Source organism: Halorhabdus amylolytica, assembly GCF_004944975.1.
GTDB classification, from domain to species: Archaea; Halobacteriota; Halobacteria; order Halobacteriales; family Haloarculaceae; genus Halorhabdus; species Halorhabdus amylolytica.
Genome location: NZ_SPQG01000014.1, coordinates 67,986 through 89,095, shown reverse-complemented (window position 1 = coordinate 89,095; position 21,110 = coordinate 67,986). Strand labels below are relative to the sequence as shown.

Here is a 21,110-nt window from a genome sequence, read left to right as displayed (position 1 = left end):
AGAGATCAGGCTTCGACGCCGCCGGCCTTCTTGCGGGTGACGTAGCCGGCGATTCGGTTGCGGACGCCCTTCGACTCGACGTTGGTGAGTTCGGTTACAAGTTCTTTGTTGTGCTCGAAATCCGTCGAGAACGCCTTCGGATATCGTTCCAGCAGCGTCGTCGCGGTCTTCTTGACGTAGGCGGGTTTGATTGCCATGCCGAATCCTTGCCGGTTGGGCCTCTAAAAGGATTCGAAACGGGAGTCCTCGTCGGGAAGTTTGACGACCCCTCCAAGACGTTCGAGGGCCGCCTGTTCGCGTTCGCCACCACATCGTTCGATCACGTCAGCAAAGTACGACAGTCGATCACGGAGACGCTCGTCGTCGTACGCCTCGACGTCCAGCCGCGAAGCCGCCACCGTCGCCTCGATTACCGCCGCATGCCCGCGATTGATCGTCGGGACGACCCGCCGCTCGACTGCGGTCTCGACCGGTCGCAATTCCCAGTCGATCCACTCTGTCCCGCCCTGGGTCCCGTTCTCTCGGCGTTCGACCAAAACACGGGTCCAGGCGTCGGCTGAATCGAGGACAGGGTCTTCGACTTCTCGGACAGTCAGCGCCGCCTCGACGAAGTCGACGGGATCGCGGGTGAACTGGACGTAGCCCTCGCTCTCGCGATCGAAGTTCAGCCGCGTCCGGGTCCGTCCCCAGGTCCGCGCCGTCACCGGGTCATCGGCGTGCAAACCCAGCGCGGCGACGTTGTACGCCCCCTCGGGGCCAGGCGTGGTCACGACGGACTCGGTGACGCCCCGCAGATCGATCGGCCAGTCAGCGCTCACACGTCGACCCCCCTGAGAAGGGCGACAAACAATCCCCCGGCGAGCAGGTCGGCGGTCGTTCCGGGGTTGATCCCCTCTGTGATGAGTTCCTCGGCGAGTGTGCCTGGATCGACGCGGCCGTCGCGGGCGGCCGCTGCGCGTTCCCGGACGTTTTCGGCCACTTCCTCCCCGTGGTTGATCGCGACGAAGGTGTCGGGGTCGGCTGCGAGCATGTCGAGGAATATCGCCGCGGCCCGGTCGGTGACGGGACCATCCCGAGTCTTGATGGCCTCAGCGGCGTCGAACGTCCGCTCGAAGTTCCCGGTCCACTCGCGGGCGATCCCGTCGTGATCGGCCGAGCGTTCCATGATGTCGTACAGCGATAGATTTCGCTGTCGAACCGCTGGGACAGCGCCGCTCCCGCGGCGGACGTCCAGGGTGTCCATGTCCTCGGGTGGATCGGCGACTGCCACGTCGACGTGTTCGAACGCCCGGTAGAACCCGACGGTGTCCTCGACGCCCGTCCCCTCGGCGATCCGTCGCGCGCGGTCGGGCGTCAATTCTCCCAGTGCAGCGGCCCGGACGAGCGGCGCGAGCAACAGCAAGCCGCCGAACTGGGTGTTGCCGCCGGACTGGTCGCTCATCCCTTCGACGGCACGCTCGAAAGCCACCCCGATCGGTGGACCGTCGGGATCGGCCAGCGCCTCCAGCCCCGCACTCGCCCCGACGGCACCCGCGAGGAAGTGCTCGAAGTGCAGTTCGTTGTGATCCCGGTGACGGTCCACGTTACCCGGCTTCGGAGTGGTCCCAACCTCGAGCAACAGCGCGAGTTCGGCCTGCTGAGCGATCGTTCGCGTCACGCTTGGACCTCCCCGGCGGAGCGTTCGCGTTCGGAATCAAACCACTCCTCGGTCGCCTGTCGAACCCTGTCGAGGATCGTCGGCCGGTCGCTCGGTCGCCCGATGCTGACTGCATCCGCGCCGTAGGCGAGGTACTCGCGTGTCGTTGCCCGATCGCGGACGCCGTTGTTGGCGATCACGAACAGATCGGTCGCTGCGACGACCTCGGCGATGCGCCCCTCGCTGTCCATCGCGTCGACGTGGATCACTTCGGCCCCGGCATCCTCGATCCGCCGCGCCACTGTCGGCAAGTCAACGCCTGGCACTTCCGTTCTGACTTTCACGCTGACTTTCGCGCCGGCTTCGGAAGCGGTTGTGACCTGTGCCGCGAGACGATCCGGTTCGGTCAACAGTGACTGCCCCGCGCCGGTCGCACACATCTCGTCCTGGCGGCAGTGGGCGTTGATCTCACAGATTGCGCCGTGATCGGCACAGACACTCGCGACCGTCGCAAGCGGACCGAGAGTGCTGGATCGGACGTTCAGGCCGGCCACAAGCGGGACGTCCGCAAGCGAAACCAGTTGCGCCTCGGCGAACGCCACGGGATCGGCCGGCAGAAACTCCTCGCGATCGCGATCCTCGACCATCCGGCGGGCGGCCTCCCGGCTCGGTTCGTCGACCGCCAGTCCGCCGAGAAAGGCTGCGCCGACGTATGGGACGGCCGCCCGTGCCCACTCGGCGTCAGACTCTCCGCTGAGGCTGGCGAGGGCCATCCGCGGCTCGAAGGGAAGCGAATCCGCGTGGCTCACGTCACCACCTCCAGAGCTTCCCGGACAGCACGGGTCACCCGCGCGGCGTCCGCCTCGGTGTCGAGTGTGGTGTCCGTCCTGACGGTCGGTCTGTCGAGGTTGGTGCCGTCCGCCTCGTCGAGGACGAACGCGTCGACGAAGGCGTAAACCTCGGCGACGCCGGCGGTCGAGGATTCGTACCCTTCGGCTTCCATCAGCTTCGCCGCAGGACCGGAGAATACCCGGTCCTCGACGAACGGTGAGACGGCGACAACGGGCGTCTCCTGAAGTGCTTCGGCGATCCCGTCGATCGCGATCATCGGCCCGAGGCTCGTGATCGGGTTCGAGGGTCCGATAACGACCGACTCCGCGAGTGCATCCAGTACCGGGTCGGTCGCCGTCGCGTGCTCGGCGCCCCGGAACTCGACAGACTCGACGTCCGGTTCACCGTTACGGGCGACCCAGAACTCCTGGAAGTGCATCGGGCCGCCGGGCGTGTGGACAATCGATGCGACGGCATCGTCGCTCATCGGCAGGATCTCCCGGTCGGCACCCAGCGCATCGCTGAGAAGACGCGTTACTTCAGTCAGGGAGTGCCCCTCGTCGAGGAGACTCGTTCGCGTGAGGTGGATCGCCCGGTCGCGGTCGCCGATGTGCATGAACTCCCCCACCGCGGAGAAGCGCCGCCAGCGGGCGAGTTCGCGGCCGGTGGTCTGTCGCTCGTCGGGGAGGTATCGCGGACCGCTCTGGAGGCCTGCCCTCTCAGCGAGAGACTGGACGTACTCGTGAGTCTCGGCGGTATCGTCGGCGATCCCCCACCATGTGTCCGTATCGAGGACGTCACCGGCCTGGAAGAGGCACGTGTCGACGTCCGGGCAGACGAGGAGGCCGCCCAGTTCCACGTCGTCGCCCGTGTTCGCGACGACGGTCGTCTCCCCGGACGGAAAGACACCGCCGGCACCGGCGAGGAGTTTCGGCGTTCCGGTCCCGCCGGCGAGGAACGTGACCATACCGCCCGTTGGGCGCACTGCCCTGATAAGCGTGTCCACGCCCGCCGAAGTCATCAACCCGATTTCACTTTCAATCCTGAGAATTGGGCACATAGACTCATGACCGTGGGGGCTTGCTACCCGGATATGGAAGACGCGTATCGGTTCGCGCCGGCCGCCCCCGGTGAAGCGTACGTTTACGGGGCGGCTGCGCCGGGCTGGCACACGGCCGCTGATCACGAGACGGCCGTCTCGGCCTGGATCGACTTCATGCGCGAGCGGGAGATCGAACGTGTCTGTTGTCTGGTTCCGGGGGCGGATGCCGAAGGGTGTCAATACAATCTCGATCGATACGCCGCGGCGTTCGGCGAACAGCACGTTCTCCACGCGCCACTGCTGGACAGACGGCTCGGTCACCAGGCCGTCCTAGAGGAGTCGATCCTGCCGTTCCTCGAGGAGTCCGTGCGCCTAGAGTCGCCAGTTGTCGTTCACGGACTCGCGGGACTGGGACGAACGGGACAAGTTCTGGCCGCGTGGCTGGTCGACGGACGGGAATACGAGCCCGAGTCGGCGATCGAGACCGTCGAGGAGATGGGCCGATTCCCCGAGGAACCCGTAGAGGACGGGAACGTCACCGAGGAGGAATTGCTCGAGTGTCTCGCCGCTGTCGAATGACGACTCGGCGGGCTTCACACTGAATGCCCACGGCGGCTGGACGATGACAAAGCGAATCGGTGTATCAGTTTCCAGACAATCGGGAACGTCAGTAACCCTCTCAGCCGGGCAATAACACATATCCGGCGTCAGATCGGACGGTCCGCCGTTCGGTTCTCACTCGTCGCTCGGGGGAGACCCAGGCCCGGTCGGATAGTAGAACTCGTGTTTGGACTCGGTCTCGAAGCTGTCGAGGACATCCATGAGCGGTTTGGCGTACCGGGTGAGGTTCTGAGCCTGCTGTGAGACCTCGGTGAGTTCTGCAGCCTGTTCTTCGGCCGCACCGGCGACGTTCTCGGATTCAGCCATCGTCTCGTCGATGAACTCAGCGAGGGCCTCGATCATCTCGGTCACGTCACGGAGACGATCGAGGGGCATCTCGACGTCAGGATCGTCGACTGATTCGAGCTGTTCGATGATCCCGTCGATCGTCGACGCGAGTTCCTCGAGTTGCTCCTGTTGTTCGTGGGCGTCGTCCGAGATGTGCTGGATGGAGTCGGCGACCTGTTCGGCGGCATCACGGACGTTCGCAGCTGAAACCTCCACGACTTCGCCGGCTTCCTCGACCTCGTCGGCGAAGTGCTTGAGCTGGCCAGTGGTGTTCTCTAACTCCTCGATCATGTTGTTGAAGTCCGTGGCGATCTCGTCCATGGCCTCGTTCTCGCCGTCAGTTTCCATCCGCCTGGTGAGATCGCCTGCCGCACATTCTTCCATGATTTCGCTGTATTCCCTGGCCTTGGACTGGAGGTAATCGTTCATCTCCATGGCCTCAGCACGGGCGACCTCGGCTTCCTTGCGGGCCTGTTCGGCCTCGTTGATCTGCTGTCGAAGGGCGTCGCGCATGCTCGCGAACCCGTCGTACAGTCGGCCGATCGAATCGATCCGACCGGAGTGGATGTCCACGTCGAGATTACCTTGTTCCATCTCCTCGACTTTCTCCCTGAGGCGATTGAGGTCCCGGGATGTCGTGAAGCCGATCACCGCTCCCAGCAGACCGATGAACAGGACAGCCCCGAACGTCACGATTGTCCCCCAGGTCGTGATGGTTCTGACGAACCCGAACGCGCTACTCTGCGGTTCGTGAACGAGGATTGCCCAATCGACACCGGCTCTCTCCACCTGCACCGGTGCGTAACTCACCACGTAGGGCTCGTCGAGGACTGATGGGTCCGACTCCGCGTTCGCATCGACACCGACTTCTGTACGTGCACGCTCGACGTACTGGTTCGCACTCCCGTCGCTGTAGGAATCGAACAGTCGGCGGCCGTCTGTCGCGATCTGAACGGTCCCATCGGCGTTGACGACGCGGGTAAAGCGTTCGGATCCTTCGGCGGGACCCAGTGCCTCAGTCAAGGAGTCGGTTGCATACTCCACGACGAGATACCGATTGGATGTCTCGGGTACGGGACTGATGAACGCCGTCAGATGGGTCCCTTCGACTTCGTGGACGTCCGTGACGCGTGCGCTCCCGACGCTGAGATCGCTCAGGTCCTGCATCGCGATCCACGCCCGTTTACCGTCGGCCAGGGATTGCCCGTCCGGAAGTTGTGGACTGGCAACGACGCTGGTCGAGTCTTCTGTCTGTTCGAGAACGTAAATGGACTGCATGCCGTAGAGGTTTCCGCTGGTCCGTGAGAGGTAGCCCGTCATGTCGATGGCCGCTCCCGACCCCGTCCGGGTCAGTATCTCGTTCTCTGCCGTGACTTTGACCGCGATCGCGTTCCGCTGGACCCACGTTTCGACGACACCGGCTTGCTGTTCGGCCAGTTCCCGATACTCCTGTTCGACGTTCTCCTCGACCTGTCCCGATACGCTCTGGGTCGCCACCACTCCGAGCGCGCCGATGACGAGCCCCATCACGATCAATATCAATGCGAACTTGAGTGTGAAGCGTCGCCGAACGAAGTCCGGAACGAGTGATCGTGAAACGGCCTGTATCGACCCACTACTCGAAGATGATTGCGGCGAGTCTGCCATATATTACCCTCTATTCGTCGATTCACTCTCATCCACAATAGATATATGTGGTACGGATCCCGTAACTGATGAGTTTTGATACCGTCCTTCTGTCATGGTTGTCGGTGCCATGTGACACACCCTTTAAACGGGAATCGAAAGGGGAGACTGACGCGAATCCTGCGGGCAAACCAAACGCGGAATAGCGAAGGTACCATTAAAACCTCTCCGGAGGTACCCGGTGACGATGAAGACGATCAAGGATAGCGTCCACGACTACATCGAGGTCGAGGGTGTGGCGTTGTCGCTGCTGGATACGCCGCCAGTCCAGCGATTGCGACACGTCAGCCAGCTGGGCACGGTCACGCTGGTCTACCCCTCCGCCAATCACACCCGCTTCGAACACAGCCTCGGCGTCTACTATCTCGCTGATCAGACACTCGGGCACCTGGGGATCGAGGGACAACAAGCCGAACGCGTCCGTGCTGCCGCCCTGCTGCACGACGTGGGGCACGGGCCCTACAGCCACAACGTCGAAGGACTGATCCACCGTCATACTGGCAAGTATCACGACGATGTCCACGACCTCATCGGAGAGGGTGCGGTCGCGCGAGTACTGACGGAGCACGGCCTCAACCCGGACGCAGTCGCCGATCTCGTCGCCGGCGAAGGTGAGCTCGGACAGCTCGTTTCGGGGGACCTCGACGTCGACCGGATGGACTATCTGGCGCGGGACGCCCATCACACCGGCGTCCCGTACGGCACGATCGATCACGGGCGACTCGTCCGGGAGTTACGCTTTCGCGACGGGGAGCTAGTGCTCGCGGAGGGGAACGTCCAGACCGCCGAGAGTCTCCTGCTGGCGCGCGCGCTGATGACGCCGACGGTCTACAGCCACCACGTCGCCCGCATCGCCAAGGCGATGCTCCGGCGGGCGAGTGCCCGGCTGCTGGAGGAGACGGCGACGGATCCCGAGACGTTCCGGCGGATGGACGACGCGGAGTTGCTCGTCACGTTACGTTCGACTGAGTCGACGGCCGAGATGGGGCGCCGTCTCACCTATCGGGACCTCTATAAGCGAGCAGTATGGGCCGAACGGGGTACCGTCCCCGAGGAGTTGCTGGCTCTCCCTCAGGAGGAACTTCGAGAGCGCGAGCGGGATATCGCCGAGGAGGCAAACGTCGAGCCGCCGGAAGTCATTCTCGACGTGCCGACCGCGCCGTCGATGGCCGAGTCGAGTTCCCGCGTACTCGTCAACGGGACTGTGAGACGGCTGGACGAACAATCGACCCTCGTGCGGGCGCTGCAAGCGGCCCAGCGCGATCGCTGGCGACTGGGCGTTTACGCGCCCGACGACGTTCGAGAACGTGTCGGCGACGCTGCCGTTCGTACACTGGGCCTCGACATCGACGGGGCGCGGGTCAGCGACGCGCCGCGTGGCATCCACGCGACGCTCGACGAGTTTGAATAGGGCACCCGGAACGGTGGCGTTCAAGAGGACTGGTGTCCCAGTACCGGTACATGCAACTCGAAGGGACGATTCTTCGCGGCCGAAAGTTCGAACCGATCCAGGGACGGATGGTCGTCGAAGACGGGGAGATCACGGCTATCGAAGAGACACGCACCGATAGCGAGAAAATTGTCCTTCCGGCGTTCGTCAACGCTCACACACACATCGGTGACTCGATCGCCAAGGAGGCCGGCGGTGGACTCAGCCTCGACGAACTCGTCGCCCCGCCGGACGGGCTGAAACACCGGCTGCTTCGGCAGGCGAGTCGGGAGGAACTCGTCGATGCGATGCGCCGCTCGTTACAGTTCATGGAACACAGCGGGACCGGGGCGTTCCTCGAATTCCGGGAAGGTGGCGTCGAGGGGGTCGAAGCGATCCGGGAAGCACTCGACGGCCTCGCGATCGAGGACGTGATTCTCGGACGCGAGACGGTCCAGGCTATGGAGGCTGCCGATGGTTTCGGCGCCAGCGGCGCCCGTGACGGCGAGTTCGGGGCCGAACGGACCGCGACCGCCGAGGCCGGGAAACTCTTTGGCATCCACGCCGGCGAGCGTGATAGCGCCGACGTCAACCCTGCGCTGGATCTCGATCCCGACTTCCTCGTCCACATGGTTCACCTCGAAGCGGTACATCTCGAACGACTCGCTGACGAAGACACGCCGATCGTCCTCTGTCCGCGCTCGAACCTCGTCACTGGTGTCGGGACAGCTCCCGCCGCCGAGTTGCTCGACCGAACGACCGTCGCGCTGGGGACGGACAACGTGATGCTCAACAGCCCCTCGATGTTCCGGGAGATGGAGTTCGCCGCCAAACTCTACGACATCTCCGCGCGGGACGTCCTTCGGATGGCGACGGTCGCCGGCGCGGAGATCGCGGGGCTGAACGCCGGCGTCCTGGAGGAGGGCCGGGACGCCCGGATCTTCGTCCTCGACGGCGACTCGGACAACCTCGCCGGCGCAGAGGATGTCGTCCGTGCAGTTGTTCGCCGTGCTGGCGTCGCCGACGTGAGCGACGTGATCTTCGACGGGACGTGAGTGCCTTCTCGACGGGCCGTGAGTACTTGACCGGACAGCGGACGGCAACCGCTCGTGGCGTCCGGTCGAACGAGGTGAACAATTAAGCGGGTCGGTGACAAACGTTCACATACAGCCATGTACGATCGGATCCTGTTACCGACCGACGGTTCCGAGGGGATGGCAGGCGTGATCGAACACGCGGTCGGGCTGGCTCGCAGTCACGATGCGACGATCCACGCCCTCCACATCCTCGACACGGCGACGATGAGCCGGATGCCGATGGAGGCTTCCTGGGAGACGATCACGGAGATGTTGCGCGAAGAGGGCGAACGGGCGCTCGATGACGTCCGTGAGGCCGCTGGAGACGTTCCGGTCGAGGGAGAGATAACTGAGGGGGCACCGAGCCGTGAGATCGTCGACTACGCCGGATCCTACGACGTGGACCTGATCGTGATGGGGACTCACGGCCGCGGCGGACTCGACCGACTCCTGCTGGGAAGCGTCGCCGAGCGCGTCATCCGGACAGCGCCGGTTCCGGTGACGACAATCCGAGTCGGCGAAACGCCCGATGTCGAGGAATTCGAGGAGTAGCGTCCCCGGCCGGGTACGATCGGGGGACGTATCACTATCGTGCCATAGCTGATCGCTATGAAAATGAGAAAGAACGACGGTGCCCGCAACCGTCAATGGTCGCCGACGTCCTCGTAGACCCAGGGTTCGTCCGCGCGTTCGTATTCGAGGAGTTCGTCCTCCTCGAAGAACAGCTCAATCTCGCGCTCGTTGGCGCCGGGGTCCTCGTGATCCGAGCCGTGGATGATGTTCTGGCTCAGATCGAGGCCGTAATCGCCCCGGATCGTGCCGGGTGCGGCCTCGGCGGGATCGGTCGCGCCCATCATCTGACGGACCTGCCTGGTCGCGTCAGCACCCTCCCAGACCATCGCCATGACGGGTCCGGAAGTGATGAAGTCGACGAGATCGTCGAAAAAGGGCTTGTCCTCGTGTTCGGCGTAGTGCTCGTGGGCGAGATCCTCGTCGATCTGCATGAACTTCGCGCCGGCGAGTTTTAGCCCACGGTCTTCGAGCCGAGTGATGATTTCACCGACGAGTCCCCGCTGGACGGCGTCGGGCTTTGCCATAACGAAGGTACGTTCGTCGTGATGACTCATCAGGCATCAGCCTCCGTCGGTTCTTCCGTGTCGGTCTCCTCGGCGTCCGCTTCGTCGGCCGCGGATTCTTCTTCGTCACTGTCGGCCGGTTCCTCCTCGGCGTCTGCCTCGTCGGCGTCGACGTTCTCGTCACCGGATTCGGCGGCTTCCACTTCCTCGTCCGGTTGCGTTTCTGCTGGTTCGTCCGATTCTTCTTCGACCTCCTCGGCCGACGCTTCCTCGGGTGATTCACCGCTGGTAGCCCCACCGGCTTCCGTCCAGGAGAGGTCCCGGGCTTCGCGGCCGAGGTCGGCGTTTTTCTCGCACTTCGACGAACAGAAGTGGATCGTGGTGCCGTTCTTCCGGACGAACATCGTCCCGGTACCGGGCTCGATGTCGGCGCCGCAGTAGTCACATTCGCGTGTCTGTGGCATTATTGGCCTCCGATGGCGTCGGCCTCGCGGGCGGTCTCCCGAAGCTGGAGGATGTCACCTTCGCGGACCGGCCCGAGGACGTTACGGGTGATGATACGACCCTTGTTCTCGCCCTCGCGGATGCGGCATTTGACCTGCATGGCTTCGCCGTGCATCCCCGTCCGGCCCACGACCTCGATGACCTCCGCGGGCGTGGATCCGTCGTCTTCGGACTCTTCAGCGCTCATAACTGATCACCTCAGCGAAGGTCCTCGACCTTCTCGGCGATATCCTCGACCTCGGCTCCGGCGTCGCCCGAATCGACGATCGCCGCCGCCGCAGAGCCGACCTCGAGGCCTGCCGCGTGACCGAGATCGTCCTGCTGGCCGACGAAGACGTATGCGACGTTCTTCTCGTCGGCGAGTTCCGGGATATGCATGACGATCTCCTCGGGCTGGACGTCTTCGGCGACGAGAACGAGTTCGGCGTTGCCGCGCTCGATCGCCTTGGTCGTCTCGTTGGTTCCTTTCTTTACTCGGCCTGTGTCTCGCGCGACCTCGAGCGCCTCGAGGGCGTCATCTTCGAGGTCCGCGGGAACATCGAAATCGACGTATACTGGCATGGGTTGGATCACCTCCTGCACGTGGGCTCGCGCTCCCCCGCCGTGCGAGATCGCCCCGCCGGACGGAACGATCCCGGCACCGCCCCGGAGAACGGGACGGCGCGAAAGTCCTAGATGGCTAGGAGCATCATCAACCCCGTGCAGGCTGTACCCTGAAGTGGTCCGGGGGACGTAAAAGCGCTTTCGAAGGCACCTGCCCGTGGGAGCGGGCCACACGGCCGATCTCGGCGCTCGTTACCGACTGGTGTCGGTCAACCGAGCCATCGAGGACTCGACTTCCTGGACCATCGCCGCCTGTTCTTCCGTGTTGGCGACGATGTCTTCGACCTCTTCGGCGACGGTCTCGGCTTCCTCGAGTGCGTCGTCGATCATCGCGGCGATCTCTTCAGCGCTTGCAGCCTGGTCGTCGGTCGCATCCGAGACCTGGCTGATTCCGTCGACGGTCTCTTTGACCGTCCCGACGATGTCCTCGAAGCGGGTCATCGCTCTGTCGACCTCTTCGATCCCGTCGTCGACCTGCTCGGTCGTCCGCTCGAGGTTCGCGACCGTCGACTCGGTCTCGGTCTGGATCTCGGCGACCATCGCCTCGATGTCGCTCGCGTGTTCCTGGGACTCCTCGGCGAGGCTCTTGACTTCGTCGGCGACGACGGCGAACCCTTCTCCAGCTTCACCCGCGCGGGCGGCCTCGATCGAGGCGTTCAGCGCCAGCATGTTCGTCTGGTCGGCGATGTCGTTGATCACTTCGACGATCTCGTCGATCTCGTCGATGCGCTGCTGGAGTGCGTGGACGTCTTCGGCCACGTCGTCGGTGGAGTCGGCGGCGTCCTCCATAACTGCGACGGCTTCCTGTGCCGAATCACGGCCGTCCTCGGCGAGTCGTTCCGCCCGTTCGCTGGTCTCCTCGACCTCGTCGGCCGTCGAGGCGATCTCCTCGACCGTCGCCGAGAGGTCCGAGACCTCGGTGGCGATCTCGCCCATGTCGTCGGATTGCCCGGTCGCCAGCGTCGATATCTCCTCGGAGTACTCCGCGATGTCGTCGGCCGAACGCTGGAGTTGCTCGACGTCACGTTCGATCTCGTCGACAACGTCATCGATCGTCTCTCCCATTTCCTCGACGACGTCGACGAGACCGAGCAGATCGCCATCCAGGATGCTGTTCTCGATATCGAAGCTCACGTCGGCCTGGAACCGCCCGCGCTCGTAGGCCCGAAGGGCACTTTCGACAGCTTCCAGCAGTTCCGCGCGCTCTTGTCGATAACGGGCCGAATCGTCCAGGTCCTGAACGATCTCGATCGCGCCGACGAGATCGCCGTCCTCGTAGATCGGCGTCGCGATGAACCAGATGTCCCCTGCCAGTGCCGACGTATCCTCGTAGACTGGGGTGGTGGCCCCCTCCAGCAGCGCGTATTCCTCCTCGGCGACCCCGACGCCATCGAACGTGAGGTGGGCGTCATCCGGCGCTTCGAGGACCTTCTCGGCGAGCATCAGCTGTGATGGATCGTCGTAAAGGAGACGACCGATGTTGTCGGCGGACTGAAGTTTCTGACGAGAGACACCGATGAGTTCCTCGATGTGATCGTTCCATATGACGGCGTTCCCGTCGGCATCGAGGACGGTTACCGGCAGACTGATGACGTTCACCAACCCGTCCCGTGACAGTACATCCGTGGCTTCGGTCTGTTGTTCCGCGCTCATTGTTCCAGCAACGACCGCCGTCTCACGTAATTTATAAAAAGTGAACTGTCCAGTTATACGAGCTGATAACGCTATGTCATCCCGATTCGACGGATGTGGGATAGACACTTCGATTTCCCCCGAGATCGATAAATTCGGCACATCCAAGGAGCCGTCCCATCTACGGTGGGGCGATGGTCGCATCGATCGTCCGCCGGCTTCGCGCGGAGGCCCGGAGAGCTGACGAACGGCGGCTGGTAGTGATTGCCGGCGGACAGCGGGCCCGCGAGCGCACACTGAAGGCCGTCGTGGACGCGGCCGATCTGGAGTTGGGCCGTACCACGTTGCTCAGCCCTGAGGACCTCCTCGAGTGCGAACGGTTCGATCCGTTCCGGAGCGACGCGCTGCTGGGCCGAACGCGGGAGGCCGTCGTCTACGACGCCGGCCAGGGGCTCGATCCCGATGCCATCGCTCGCGCCGTCGGTGCAGTCGAGGGTGGGGGACTCGTCGTACTGTTGACCCCGCCCCTGGACGCATGGCCGGACCGGCGTGACGGCTTCGACGAGACGCTCGCGGTTCCGCCGTTCGCGGCCAAAGACGTGACTGGCCACTTCCGGCGGCGGTTCGTGGCGACACTCCGCGCGCATCCAGGGATCGCGATCCTCGACGCCGACGCGGGGACCGTCGAGAGAGAGGGGCTGACGGACCCGACACCGCGATTCCGGACGACTGACCTGTCGATACCGGACGACTATACCTTCCCAGCGGCGGCCTATCGGCGGTGTCTGACGGCCGATCAGGTTGGCGCGTTGCAGGCCTTCGAATCGCTCAGGGAATCCGGGCGGGCGGTCGTCATCGAGGCCGACCGGGGCCGGGGGAAGTCCAGTGCCGCCGGGCTCGCCGCCGGGAGTCTCGCTGCCGCCGGGCGGGACGTGCTCGTGACGGCCCCCGAACGCCGGAACGCCGCAGAACTGCTCGAACGGGCACGCGAATTACGTGACGACCTCGGTTCGGAACGGGGAGACCCGGTCGATCGCGACACCGGATCGTCCGCGGACGACGACCTCCCGATCCGGATCGGCGACGGTTCGATCCGCTTCGCCCGGCCCACCGCGGCGGTCGATCGGGCGGGGAGTGCCGACGTGCTGATCGTCGACGAGGCGGCTGCCCTTCCCGTGGACGTGCTTCTGACGTGTCTGGACGCACAAGCCGTCGCGTTCACGACGACTGTCCGGGGCTACGAGGGGACGGGTCGGGGCTTCGAAGTCCGCTTTCGCGACCGCCTTGCCGAGTCGCACTTCGCGGTGACCGAGCGGACGATGGACGAGCCGATCCGCTACGCCGCTGGCGATCCGATCGAGGTCTGGCTGTTCCGTGCGCTGTTGCTCGATGCGACGCCCGCTGCCGACCAGTTGGTCGCCGATGCGACGCCCGAGAACGTGACCTACCGGCGACTCGATCCGTCGACTCTGCTCGACGACGAACACCTCCTTCGGGAGCTTTTCGGCTTGCTCGTCGTCGCCCACTACCGAACCGAGCCGGCCGATTTCGCCCGACTGCTCGACGCGCCGAACGTCTCCGTGCGGGCGCTCACCTGCGACGGGCACGTCGTCTCGGTCGCGTTGCTCGCTCGGGAGGGCGATCTCCCGGCCGACCTGCGGGCCGAGATGTACGAGGGCGGCCGCGTCGCGGGCAACATGATCCCCGACGTGTTGACGAGTCAGTTGCGCGACGAGGCGGCCGGCGTCCCAGTCGGCCAGCGCGTGATGCGTATCGCTACTCACGACGCCGTACGTGAACGCGGGCTGGGATCGCGTCTGCTTGAGGGGATCGAAAACGAATTCGGTGACGATATCGACTGGCTAGGGACGGGCTACGGCGCGACGCCCGAACTGGTGGAGTTCTGGCGCGAGAACGGGTATCACGCGGTCCACCTCTCGACCTCGCGTAACGAACGCAGCGGCGAGCACTCCGCGATCATGCTCGCTCCGACTTCGAGCGCGGGGGTGGAACTGCTCGGACGGCACACCGAGTGGTTCCTCGACCGCCTCGAGGGGACGCTCTCGGATCCGCTGTCGGGACTCGATCCCGATGTTGTCCGGGCAGCCCTCCGGACGATCGACGGGGTGCCCAACCTCGGCCTCTCAGATCCCGAGTGGCGCCTGCTCGCCGGCTCGGCCCACGGGGCGGGGCTTTACGACACCGCACCCAGTGCGTTCGCACGTCTCGCCCTCCGGCATCTCGTCGCGCCCGAGGACCCCTCGTTGTTGGTGGCCCGGGCAGAGCGGTTGTTGGTCATGAAACCCCTCCAGCGACGGTCCTGGGGGACGGTCGCCGACGAACTGGGGTATCACTCCCGCCGGGAGTGCAGGCGCGACCTGGGCGCGGCGGTCGAGTCGCTGGTCGCCGCCTACGGCGACGAACGCGCCGACTCGGAACGGCGCCGATTCGAGTGACGCCACTGAGTGCTCTTCAGTTCGTCGGCACTTACTGACTGGTTAGTAAGGGACTTAACTGACCAGTCGGTACGTCCGTCGAGATGGATTCGGAGACACCGGGAGAGATCCTGGACGCGACCGGGCGCGCGCTTTGCGAACATGGCTACGCGGAGCTGACAATCAAGGACATCGCCGCGGAGTCGTCGCTGTCGACGGCCGCGATCCACTATCACTTCGACACGAAAGAGGAGTTGCTCAACGCCTTTCTCGACCACCTGATCGAGGACTTCGAGGAGCGGCTGGCGACCGATCCCGATGGTCCGTCCGAGCGGTTGTCTGCCTTCCTGGAGGCAGTGTTTACGCCCGCCGAGAAGGGATCCGGGGCGTTTGCCGTCGCGCTTATGGAATTGAAGTCCCAGGCGCCCTACCAGGAGACATATCGGGATCGGTTCCGCCGCATGGACGGGCGTATGCGCGAGGAGATCGAGACGACCGTCAGCGAGGGGACCGCCTCGGGCGTCTTCGCGGAGACCGATCCCGGGACTGTCGCCCGGTTCGTCGTCACTGCTATCAACGGGGGCCACGTACGGGAGGTCGCTCTCGGCGAGGGTCCCAGCGAGACCCGTGCCGTCGTCGAGGACTTCCTGGAAGCACGCCTCGGCTGGACGCCGGAGGGTGACGCGTGAACCTCTTCAAGGGCCAGTCGGAACTGGAATTGACGGAAGGAAGTATCGTCAAGCCGCTTTTCTACCTCTCGTTGCCGATCGTCATCACCAACCTGCTCCAGGTGGCCTACAACATCGCGGACACCTTCTGGCTTTCCGGGATCGCGGGCGAGGGCGGGACCGACGCAGTCGCGGGGATCACCTTCGCGTTCCCGATGGTGTTCCTGCTCATCTCCTTCGGGATGGGGCTGTCGGTCGCCGGGAGCGTCCTGGTCGCCCAGCACTTCGGCGCCGAAGAGCGCGACCAGGCGCGGTACGCGGCCTCCCAGACGGTCGCCTGGGCGATCGGCGGCTCGGCACTGTTGGGCCTGCTGGCCTATCCCGTCGTGGGACCGCTGATCGACTTGTTGGGTGCCTCGCCGAGCGTCCTGCCGGGTGCGCGGGCCTACATGCAGGTCATCGCGCTGGGACTGCCGTTCATGTTCGGCTTCTTCGTGTTCATCGCGCTGATGCGAGGATCCGGCGACACGATCACGCCCATGATCGTGATGTTCGGGACGGTCGTGCTGAACATCGCCCTGGATCCGTTCCTCATCTACGGCTGGCCCCTGGTTGATAATGCGCCCATCGTGGGGACGATCGCCTTTCCGGAGCTGGGTATCCAGGGTGCAGCGATCGCGACAGTGTTCTCCCGCGGCCTCGCGACGGTGGTCGGACTGGCGATCATGTTCTCGGGTCGCCGCGGCATACGGGTCGACCTCCGGTCGATGGTGCCGAACCTGGGCTACCTGCGGACGCTGCTCAAGGTCGGACTCCCGGCCAGTGTCGAGTCGACCGGCCGGGCGCTATCGGTCAATGCAATGTTGATCGTCGTCGGGTTGTTCTCCGACCCGGTCGTCGCCGCGTTCGGCATCGGGACGCGGGTGTTCTCGGTGATCTTCCTGCCGGCGATCGCGGTCGGCCGGGGGGTCGAGACGATGACCGGTCAGAACATCGGCGCCGGCAAACCCGAGCGGGCCGGGATGGCCGCCCGGGCGGCCGCCAAGGCGATGTTCGTCATCCTGTCGGTCCTCGGCCTGCTCATCTTCCTCGTTCCCGAACCGATCGTCGCGCCGCTGTCACCCAGTGCTGAAGTGACCGCCATCGGCGTGGAGTTCATGCGCTACACGGCGCTTACCTTCGGCTTCATCGGTGTCCTGCGGGCCTTCTCGGGGAGCTTCCGTGGGGCCGGCAAGACGCTGGTTGCCGCCGCCATCGCCGTGCTGACCCTGGGCGTCATCCGCCTGCCGGTGGCTTACATCGCTTCCCAGTCCTGGCTGGGTGTCCGGGGCATCTGGATCGGGTTCCTCGTCTCGAACGTCGCCGGCGCCGTCATCGCCTGGCTGTGGTACCGCCGGGGGACCTGGCGGGAGGGCGACGTGCGTTCGACGCCGGAGCCACCGGACGATGCCGTCGATCCCGGGCCGGCCGCGAGCGACGATTGACCGGTCGCTCATCGTGAGATCAGTCACCGACTGAACGAATCAGTTTCGAGTGCCCGCTTGATGTTTCTCAATCCGTCGTGTTGGTGGTCCTGAAGACGGTCTATCGTCGAATCCAGCACTATGGTGAGAAAGCGATCGACGACCGGGCTGACAACGGGAATCGACCGCCCGAGCTCGAGGCGTTCGGTCAACACGATCCCCGCCTCGGTCGGTTCGATCGAAAATCCCAGCTGACCGCCCAGAATCGACCGCGGAAACGCCACTTCGTACACCAGTCGACGGTTCGGCACGACCGTCTTCACCCGATATTTTCCGCCGATGAGCCGGTCCCCGAACCACTCGTACTGACAGAACACTGATCCCTCGGTGACGGGATCGCCGGATAGCGATTCGAAGTGGATGTGATCGTCGGACATGACCAGATAATTGTCGTCAAGATTCGCTGCGAAGGCGAACATATCCCTCGACGACGCCCTGATCTCGATCGAATCTTCGAGAACTATCACGACTGGTCCTCCCGGGTCAGGCCGGCGGCGACACTCCGGATCAACACGTCCCGGGCAGCCTCGTAGTCCTCGCCGATCTCCTCGCGATGGAGCGCAAGGAAGGCAACCGATCTGATCGCGTTCGCAATGGTTTCCGGATGCTCGTCCGGGAGCACTCCCTGTTCTTGCCACTGAATGATGTGCGATAAGAACCGCTCGACGCTGCTCGATCGGCGCTCCTCGATCGCCTTGGCCGGGAGTTTCCGGCGGAGCAGTGCGTATTCGTCCTGGGTGAGCAGCGAGCGGGCGAGATCGTTCGTCTCGATCGCTTCGAGCATGCCCCGAAGAAACGCTTCGAGAGCGCGCTCCGGATCGTCGACCGCACCGAGCGTGTTCTCGACGAGCGGGTCGAATACCCGTTCGGCCTCGCGTTCGATGACTGCCAGATAGAGTTCCGCCTTGGAGTCGAAGAACTGATAGAACGTTCCCTGAGCGATACCGACATCGTCGGTGAGTTCTCCGATCGTGGTCTTCCGGAGTCCGTACCGGCTGAACCGATCCCGGCCGGCTTCGATCAACGCCTCACGGAGCCGATCGCGGTCATCCTCGGTGAACGGACTCATGGTTCCTCCAGTAGCCAACTCGCATAGGCCGTTCGCAGGGAAAGCATGTCCAGCGCGATCGTTCGATGTCCGCGATCGAATGCCCGCGTTCGGAATCCCCACTTTTCGGACAATCGTCGAACTGGACCCGGCGGTGCGATCTCGTCGTACCGTCCATACAGTGCCAGAACGTTATCCGGGTCGGTGGCGAGGTCGTCGAATTCGATCGGCGTGATGACCTCGAAGGCCTGTCTGAGCCGCTCCTCGGGAAACCGATGCTCGATGGCTTCGTCTCGAAGGAGAGCCGCCATCGGTGATTCACACATCGTCTCGAAGAGGTCCACACCGGGAATCGTCAGCACGACTTGATCCACGTCGGCGAGCGCGAGCGTCTGGGCAGCGACGTTCCCACCGAGACTGATCCCACTCACGCCGATGTGGTCGTATCCCTGCTCGCGAAGCGCGCCGACCAGTGCTCGCGCATCAGCCGTCGACTGGATAACCCCCTCGATCGCTCGGGGAACGTCTCCCGAAAAGAGTTGCTGGCCCGAATAGTCGGATTCCGGAGGAGCCCGCTCCATGTGATAGGGATGGGCCATTACGAACACGTCCGCGCCGGCATCCAGCAACGGCCCGGCCAGGACTCGTTCGGCCCAGAACCCACTCGCCCAGGCGCCATGCAGCATCACGACTGCCGTCTTGGAATCGCCGGCACCTGGTCGCGTCCACCGCTGTCCGACGACCGTCTCGTTACAGTCAGCAGTCGACAGTGGCGATGGGAACTGAAACTGCGTGCGGGTCGTCCGGAACCGTCCGCTCGACGCCCCGAAGGACAGTGGTGCCGGTTCGACCGTCTCGGGATGGACATCCCGGGGCGATCGCTCTGTGAACTGTTCGAGGTCCTCTGTAGTCGAGTCGATAGACGCCTCCGGCAAAAGTCGGGCTGCGAGGTGGCCCTGGGCTCTATCGACCGACCGGTGAATGATTCCTGCCACTACGCCCATTTTGAACGTATGAATAGAAATATTTTTTGTTCATATGATTCGCCCCGCTCGGAGACTGTCGGGCAGTATCGAACGCTTCGACAACCGTCTCAGCCCAGACCAGCTGTGATATCGACAGCAAAGCACGCTTTTCGATGGACGATATCTCGGCGTTGAACCGAAACCTACTCCCACTGGAACGCCCCATCTCTCCGTAGAATGGCCGATTCACCGAAAGAGGACCTCCGGAGTGCGGAGGTCACCGAGGGGGCCGACCGGGCGCCCCACCGCTCGCTGTTTCGTGCTGCCGGATTGAGCGACGAGGAGATCCACAACCCACACATCGGGATCGCCAACTCCTGGAACGAGATCGTTCCCGGTCACGTCCATCTCGACGAACTCGCCGAGTACGTCAAGGAAGGCGTCAGGGAAGCCGGCGGGACACCGCTCGAATTCAATACCATCGCCGTCGACGACGGGATCGCGATGGGCCACGAGGGCATGCGGTCCTCGTTGCCCTCCCGGGAAGTCATCGCCGACTCCGTCGAACTGATGGCAAACGCCCACCAGTTCGACGGGATCGTCGCGCTGGCCTCCTGTGACAAGATCGTTCCCGGGATGCTCATGGCTATCGCCCGGTTGGACATCCCGGCGATCGTCGTCACCGGCGGACACATGGCCGCCGGTGAGTTCGAGGACGAGCCCGCCGACCTCGTGGACGTCTTCGAGGGCGTCAGCCAGTACGAGGAAGGCGAGATGACCGACGATGAACTCTACGAACTCGAATGTTCGGCCTGTCCCGGCGAGGGTTCGTGTGCGGGGATGTTCACCGCGAACACGATGGCCTGCGTCACCGAGACGCTGGGGCTCTCCTGGACTGAGTGTGCCACCCACGGCGCGACCGACGACCGGAAGTTCGAGATCGCCCGCGAAAGCGGCCGGCAAATCCTCGATCTCGTCCAGAAGGACGTCCGTCCCTCCGACTTCCTGACGCGGGAGGCCTTCGAGAACGCCGTCGCCGTCGACCTGGCTTTGGGGGGCTCGACGAACACGATGTTGCACATCCCCGCCATCGCCCAGGAGGCAGGGCTCGACATCACGCTCACCGACTTCGAGGAGATCGCCGAGCGGACGCCCCACCTCGCGCACATGAGTCCCGCCGGCCCCTGGCGGATGGAACATCTCCGGGACGACGGTGGTCTGCCCGCGCTCTACAAACGGATCGACGACTTGCTTCATCTCGACCGTCCCACTGTCGACGAGAAAACGATCGGCGTGCGTATGGAGGAAGGCGACGAACCGGGTGAAGTCATCCAGCCACGGGACGATCCCGTCCACGAGGAAGGGGGCCTCTCCGTCCTGCGCGGGAATCTCGCGCCTGAGGGGGCAGTCGTCAAGTCCGGTGCGATGGACGAAGACATGCACCAGTTCGAAGGGCGGGCGCGAGTCTTCGAATCACAGCAGGCCATGCTCGATGCCTACGACGAGGGCGCGATCGAACCCGGTGACTTCGTCGTCATCCGCTACGAGGGGCCGAAGGGCGGGCCGGGCATGCCCGAGATGCTCGAACCGACCTCGAAAATCAGCGGTTCGCCACGCCTCTCGGGCGAGGTCGCACTCTTGACCGACGGGCGCTTCTCCGGCGGGACCCGCGGCGCGGCGATTGGCCACGCCAGTCCCGAGGCGGCCGCGGGTGGCCCGATCGCCTTGGTCGAAGAGGGTGACACCATCCGGATCGATGTTGACAAGGGCGTGCTTTCACTGGAGGTCTCCGACGAGGAGTTGGCCGAGCGGGCAGCTGAGTGGGAACCGCCGGAAATCGACGCGACCGGGAATTTAGAGCGCTTCGCTGCGTTGGCGACGAGTGCAGCGACCGGTGGCGTGCTTGAAGTGCCCGACTTGCCGACACCCTCGATCCAGGTGCCGGACAAGACGACTGACGCGACCAGCGCTGACGACTAGACGCTTTCTTCTCACCTCAAAACGCCGT

Annotated in this window: 22 protein-coding genes; 8 read left to right on the top strand and 14 right to left on the bottom strand. The window is 64.3% G+C overall.

Annotated features, from left to right (window positions below):
• Window positions 1-5: 5 nt before the first annotated feature.
• Genes E3374_RS14725 through cofD form a run of 5 tightly spaced genes read right to left on the bottom strand, consistent with a single transcriptional unit; the run spans window position 6 to window position 3,434 of the window.
• Window positions 6-197: a 30S ribosomal protein S17e gene (locus E3374_RS14725; protein WP_136689718.1), complete on the bottom strand. Its 192-nt coding sequence runs from the start codon at window positions 195-197 to the stop codon at window positions 6-8.
• Between the two features lie 24 nt (window positions 198-221).
• A complete protein-coding gene (locus tag E3374_RS14720) occupies window positions 222-818 on the bottom strand; it encodes a DUF447 domain-containing protein (protein WP_136689717.1) in 597 nt (198 codons plus the stop codon).
• Window positions 815-1,657 carry a triphosphoribosyl-dephospho-CoA synthase gene (locus E3374_RS14715; protein WP_136689716.1) on the bottom strand — a complete coding sequence of 281 codons (843 nt, stop codon included), beginning with the start codon at window positions 1,655-1,657 and terminating at the stop codon, window positions 815-817. Before E3374_RS14715 ends, E3374_RS14720 begins: the two co-directional genes overlap by 4 nt.
• A complete protein-coding gene (locus tag E3374_RS14710) occupies window positions 1,654-2,409 on the bottom strand; it encodes a tRNA-dihydrouridine synthase (RefSeq protein ID WP_136689727.1) in 756 nt (251 codons plus the stop codon). Before E3374_RS14710 ends, E3374_RS14715 begins: the two co-directional genes overlap by 4 nt.
• Window positions 2,410-2,441: 32 nt before the next feature.
• Window positions 2,442-3,434 (bottom strand): 2-phospho-L-lactate transferase, encoded by a 993-nt coding sequence (gene cofD / locus E3374_RS14705; RefSeq protein ID WP_136689715.1) that lies wholly within the window; start codon window positions 3,432-3,434, stop codon window positions 2,442-2,444.
• A gap of 126 nt (window positions 3,435-3,560) precedes the next feature.
• Between cofD and E3374_RS14700 the strand changes: the two genes are divergently transcribed.
• On the top strand, window positions 3,561-4,088 hold the full coding sequence (locus E3374_RS14700) for a protein-tyrosine phosphatase family protein (protein ID WP_136689714.1): 528 nt from the start codon (window positions 3,561-3,563) through the stop codon (window positions 4,086-4,088).
• 156 nt (window positions 4,089-4,244) lie between these two features.
• Here the strand turns inward: E3374_RS14700 and E3374_RS14695 are convergent, their stop codons facing one another.
• Complete coding sequence (locus tag E3374_RS14695) at window positions 4,245-5,984, bottom strand: methyl-accepting chemotaxis protein (protein ID WP_169051873.1); 1,740 nt, start codon at window positions 5,982-5,984, stop codon at window positions 4,245-4,247.
• Window positions 5,985-6,330: 346 nt separating this feature from the next.
• On the opposite strand from E3374_RS14695, the gene E3374_RS14690 reads away from it, so the two are divergent.
• From E3374_RS14690 to E3374_RS14680, 3 genes are all read left to right on the top strand, one after another.
• The gene (locus E3374_RS14690) at window positions 6,331-7,554 is read left to right on the top strand and encodes an HD domain-containing protein (RefSeq protein ID WP_136689712.1); all 1,224 of its coding nucleotides are present in this window, start codon (window positions 6,331-6,333) and stop codon (window positions 7,552-7,554) included.
• A 50-nt stretch (window positions 7,555-7,604) separates the two neighbouring features.
• Window positions 7,605-8,627, top strand: a complete 1,023-nt coding sequence (locus E3374_RS14685) for an amidohydrolase family protein (protein ID WP_136689711.1) — start codon at window positions 7,605-7,607, stop codon at window positions 8,625-8,627.
• 117 nt (window positions 8,628-8,744) lie between these two features.
• A complete protein-coding gene (locus tag E3374_RS14680; RefSeq protein WP_136689710.1) occupies window positions 8,745-9,200 on the top strand; it encodes a universal stress protein in 456 nt (151 codons plus the stop codon).
• A 92-nt stretch (window positions 9,201-9,292) separates the two neighbouring features.
• Here E3374_RS14680 and ndk read toward each other — a convergent pair whose 3' ends face one another.
• From ndk to E3374_RS14655, 5 genes are all read right to left on the bottom strand, one after another.
• Entirely contained in the window at window positions 9,293-9,775 is a 483-nt protein-coding gene (gene ndk / locus E3374_RS14675; RefSeq protein ID WP_136689709.1) for a nucleoside-diphosphate kinase, read from the bottom strand.
• On the bottom strand, window positions 9,775-10,188 hold the full coding sequence (locus E3374_RS14670; RefSeq protein ID WP_136689708.1) for a 50S ribosomal protein L24e: 414 nt from the start codon (window positions 10,186-10,188) through the stop codon (window positions 9,775-9,777). The genes ndk and E3374_RS14670 overlap by 1 nt, the downstream gene beginning before the upstream one ends.
• Window positions 10,188-10,415, bottom strand: coding sequence for a 30S ribosomal protein S28e (locus E3374_RS14665; RefSeq protein WP_135662860.1), 228 nt, complete (start codon window positions 10,413-10,415; stop codon window positions 10,188-10,190). The genes E3374_RS14670 and E3374_RS14665 overlap by 1 nt, the downstream gene beginning before the upstream one ends.
• Before the next feature lie 11 nt (window positions 10,416-10,426).
• The gene (gene rpl7ae / locus E3374_RS14660) at window positions 10,427-10,789 is read right to left on the bottom strand and encodes a 50S ribosomal protein L7Ae (RefSeq protein WP_136689707.1); all 363 of its coding nucleotides are present in this window, start codon (window positions 10,787-10,789) and stop codon (window positions 10,427-10,429) included.
• Between the two features lie 234 nt (window positions 10,790-11,023).
• A complete protein-coding gene (locus tag E3374_RS14655) occupies window positions 11,024-12,484 on the bottom strand; it encodes a methyl-accepting chemotaxis protein (protein WP_136689706.1) in 1,461 nt (486 codons plus the stop codon).
• Between the two features lie 173 nt (window positions 12,485-12,657).
• On the opposite strand from E3374_RS14655, the gene tmcA reads away from it, so the two are divergent.
• The 3 genes from tmcA to E3374_RS14640 all read left to right on the top strand — a co-directional run bounded on the left by tmcA (window position 12,658) and on the right by E3374_RS14640 (window position 17,050).
• Entirely contained in the window at window positions 12,658-14,919 is a 2,262-nt protein-coding gene (gene tmcA / locus E3374_RS14650; RefSeq protein WP_136689705.1) for a tRNA(Met) cytidine acetyltransferase TmcA, read from the top strand.
• 83 nt (window positions 14,920-15,002) lie between these two features.
• On the top strand, window positions 15,003-15,587 hold the full coding sequence (locus E3374_RS14645; RefSeq protein ID WP_136689704.1) for a TetR/AcrR family transcriptional regulator: 585 nt from the start codon (window positions 15,003-15,005) through the stop codon (window positions 15,585-15,587).
• Window positions 15,584-17,050: an MATE family efflux transporter gene (locus tag E3374_RS14640; protein ID WP_136689703.1), complete on the top strand. Its 1,467-nt coding sequence runs from the start codon at window positions 15,584-15,586 to the stop codon at window positions 17,048-17,050. The genes E3374_RS14645 and E3374_RS14640 overlap by 4 nt, the downstream gene beginning before the upstream one ends.
• A 23-nt stretch (window positions 17,051-17,073) precedes the next feature.
• On the opposite strand, the gene E3374_RS14635 is transcribed toward E3374_RS14640, so the two are convergent.
• Genes E3374_RS14635 through E3374_RS14625 form a run of 3 tightly spaced genes read right to left on the bottom strand, consistent with a single transcriptional unit; the run spans window position 17,074 to window position 19,132 of the window.
• A complete protein-coding gene (locus E3374_RS14635) occupies window positions 17,074-17,556 on the bottom strand; it encodes an SRPBCC family protein (RefSeq protein WP_136689702.1) in 483 nt (160 codons plus the stop codon).
• Window positions 17,553-18,158, bottom strand: a complete 606-nt coding sequence (locus tag E3374_RS14630) for a TetR/AcrR family transcriptional regulator (protein ID WP_136689701.1) — start codon at window positions 18,156-18,158, stop codon at window positions 17,553-17,555. Before E3374_RS14630 ends, E3374_RS14635 begins: the two co-directional genes overlap by 4 nt.
• Window positions 18,155-19,132 carry an alpha/beta fold hydrolase gene (locus tag E3374_RS14625; protein ID WP_169051871.1) on the bottom strand — a complete coding sequence of 326 codons (978 nt, stop codon included), beginning with the start codon at window positions 19,130-19,132 and terminating at the stop codon, window positions 18,155-18,157. Before E3374_RS14625 ends, E3374_RS14630 begins: the two co-directional genes overlap by 4 nt.
• Window positions 19,133-19,339: 207 nt before the next feature.
• Between E3374_RS14625 and ilvD the strand changes: the two genes are divergently transcribed.
• Window positions 19,340-21,082: a dihydroxy-acid dehydratase gene (ilvD, locus tag E3374_RS14620; protein WP_136689699.1), complete on the top strand. Its 1,743-nt coding sequence runs from the start codon at window positions 19,340-19,342 to the stop codon at window positions 21,080-21,082.
• Window positions 21,083-21,110 lie beyond the last annotated feature (28 nt).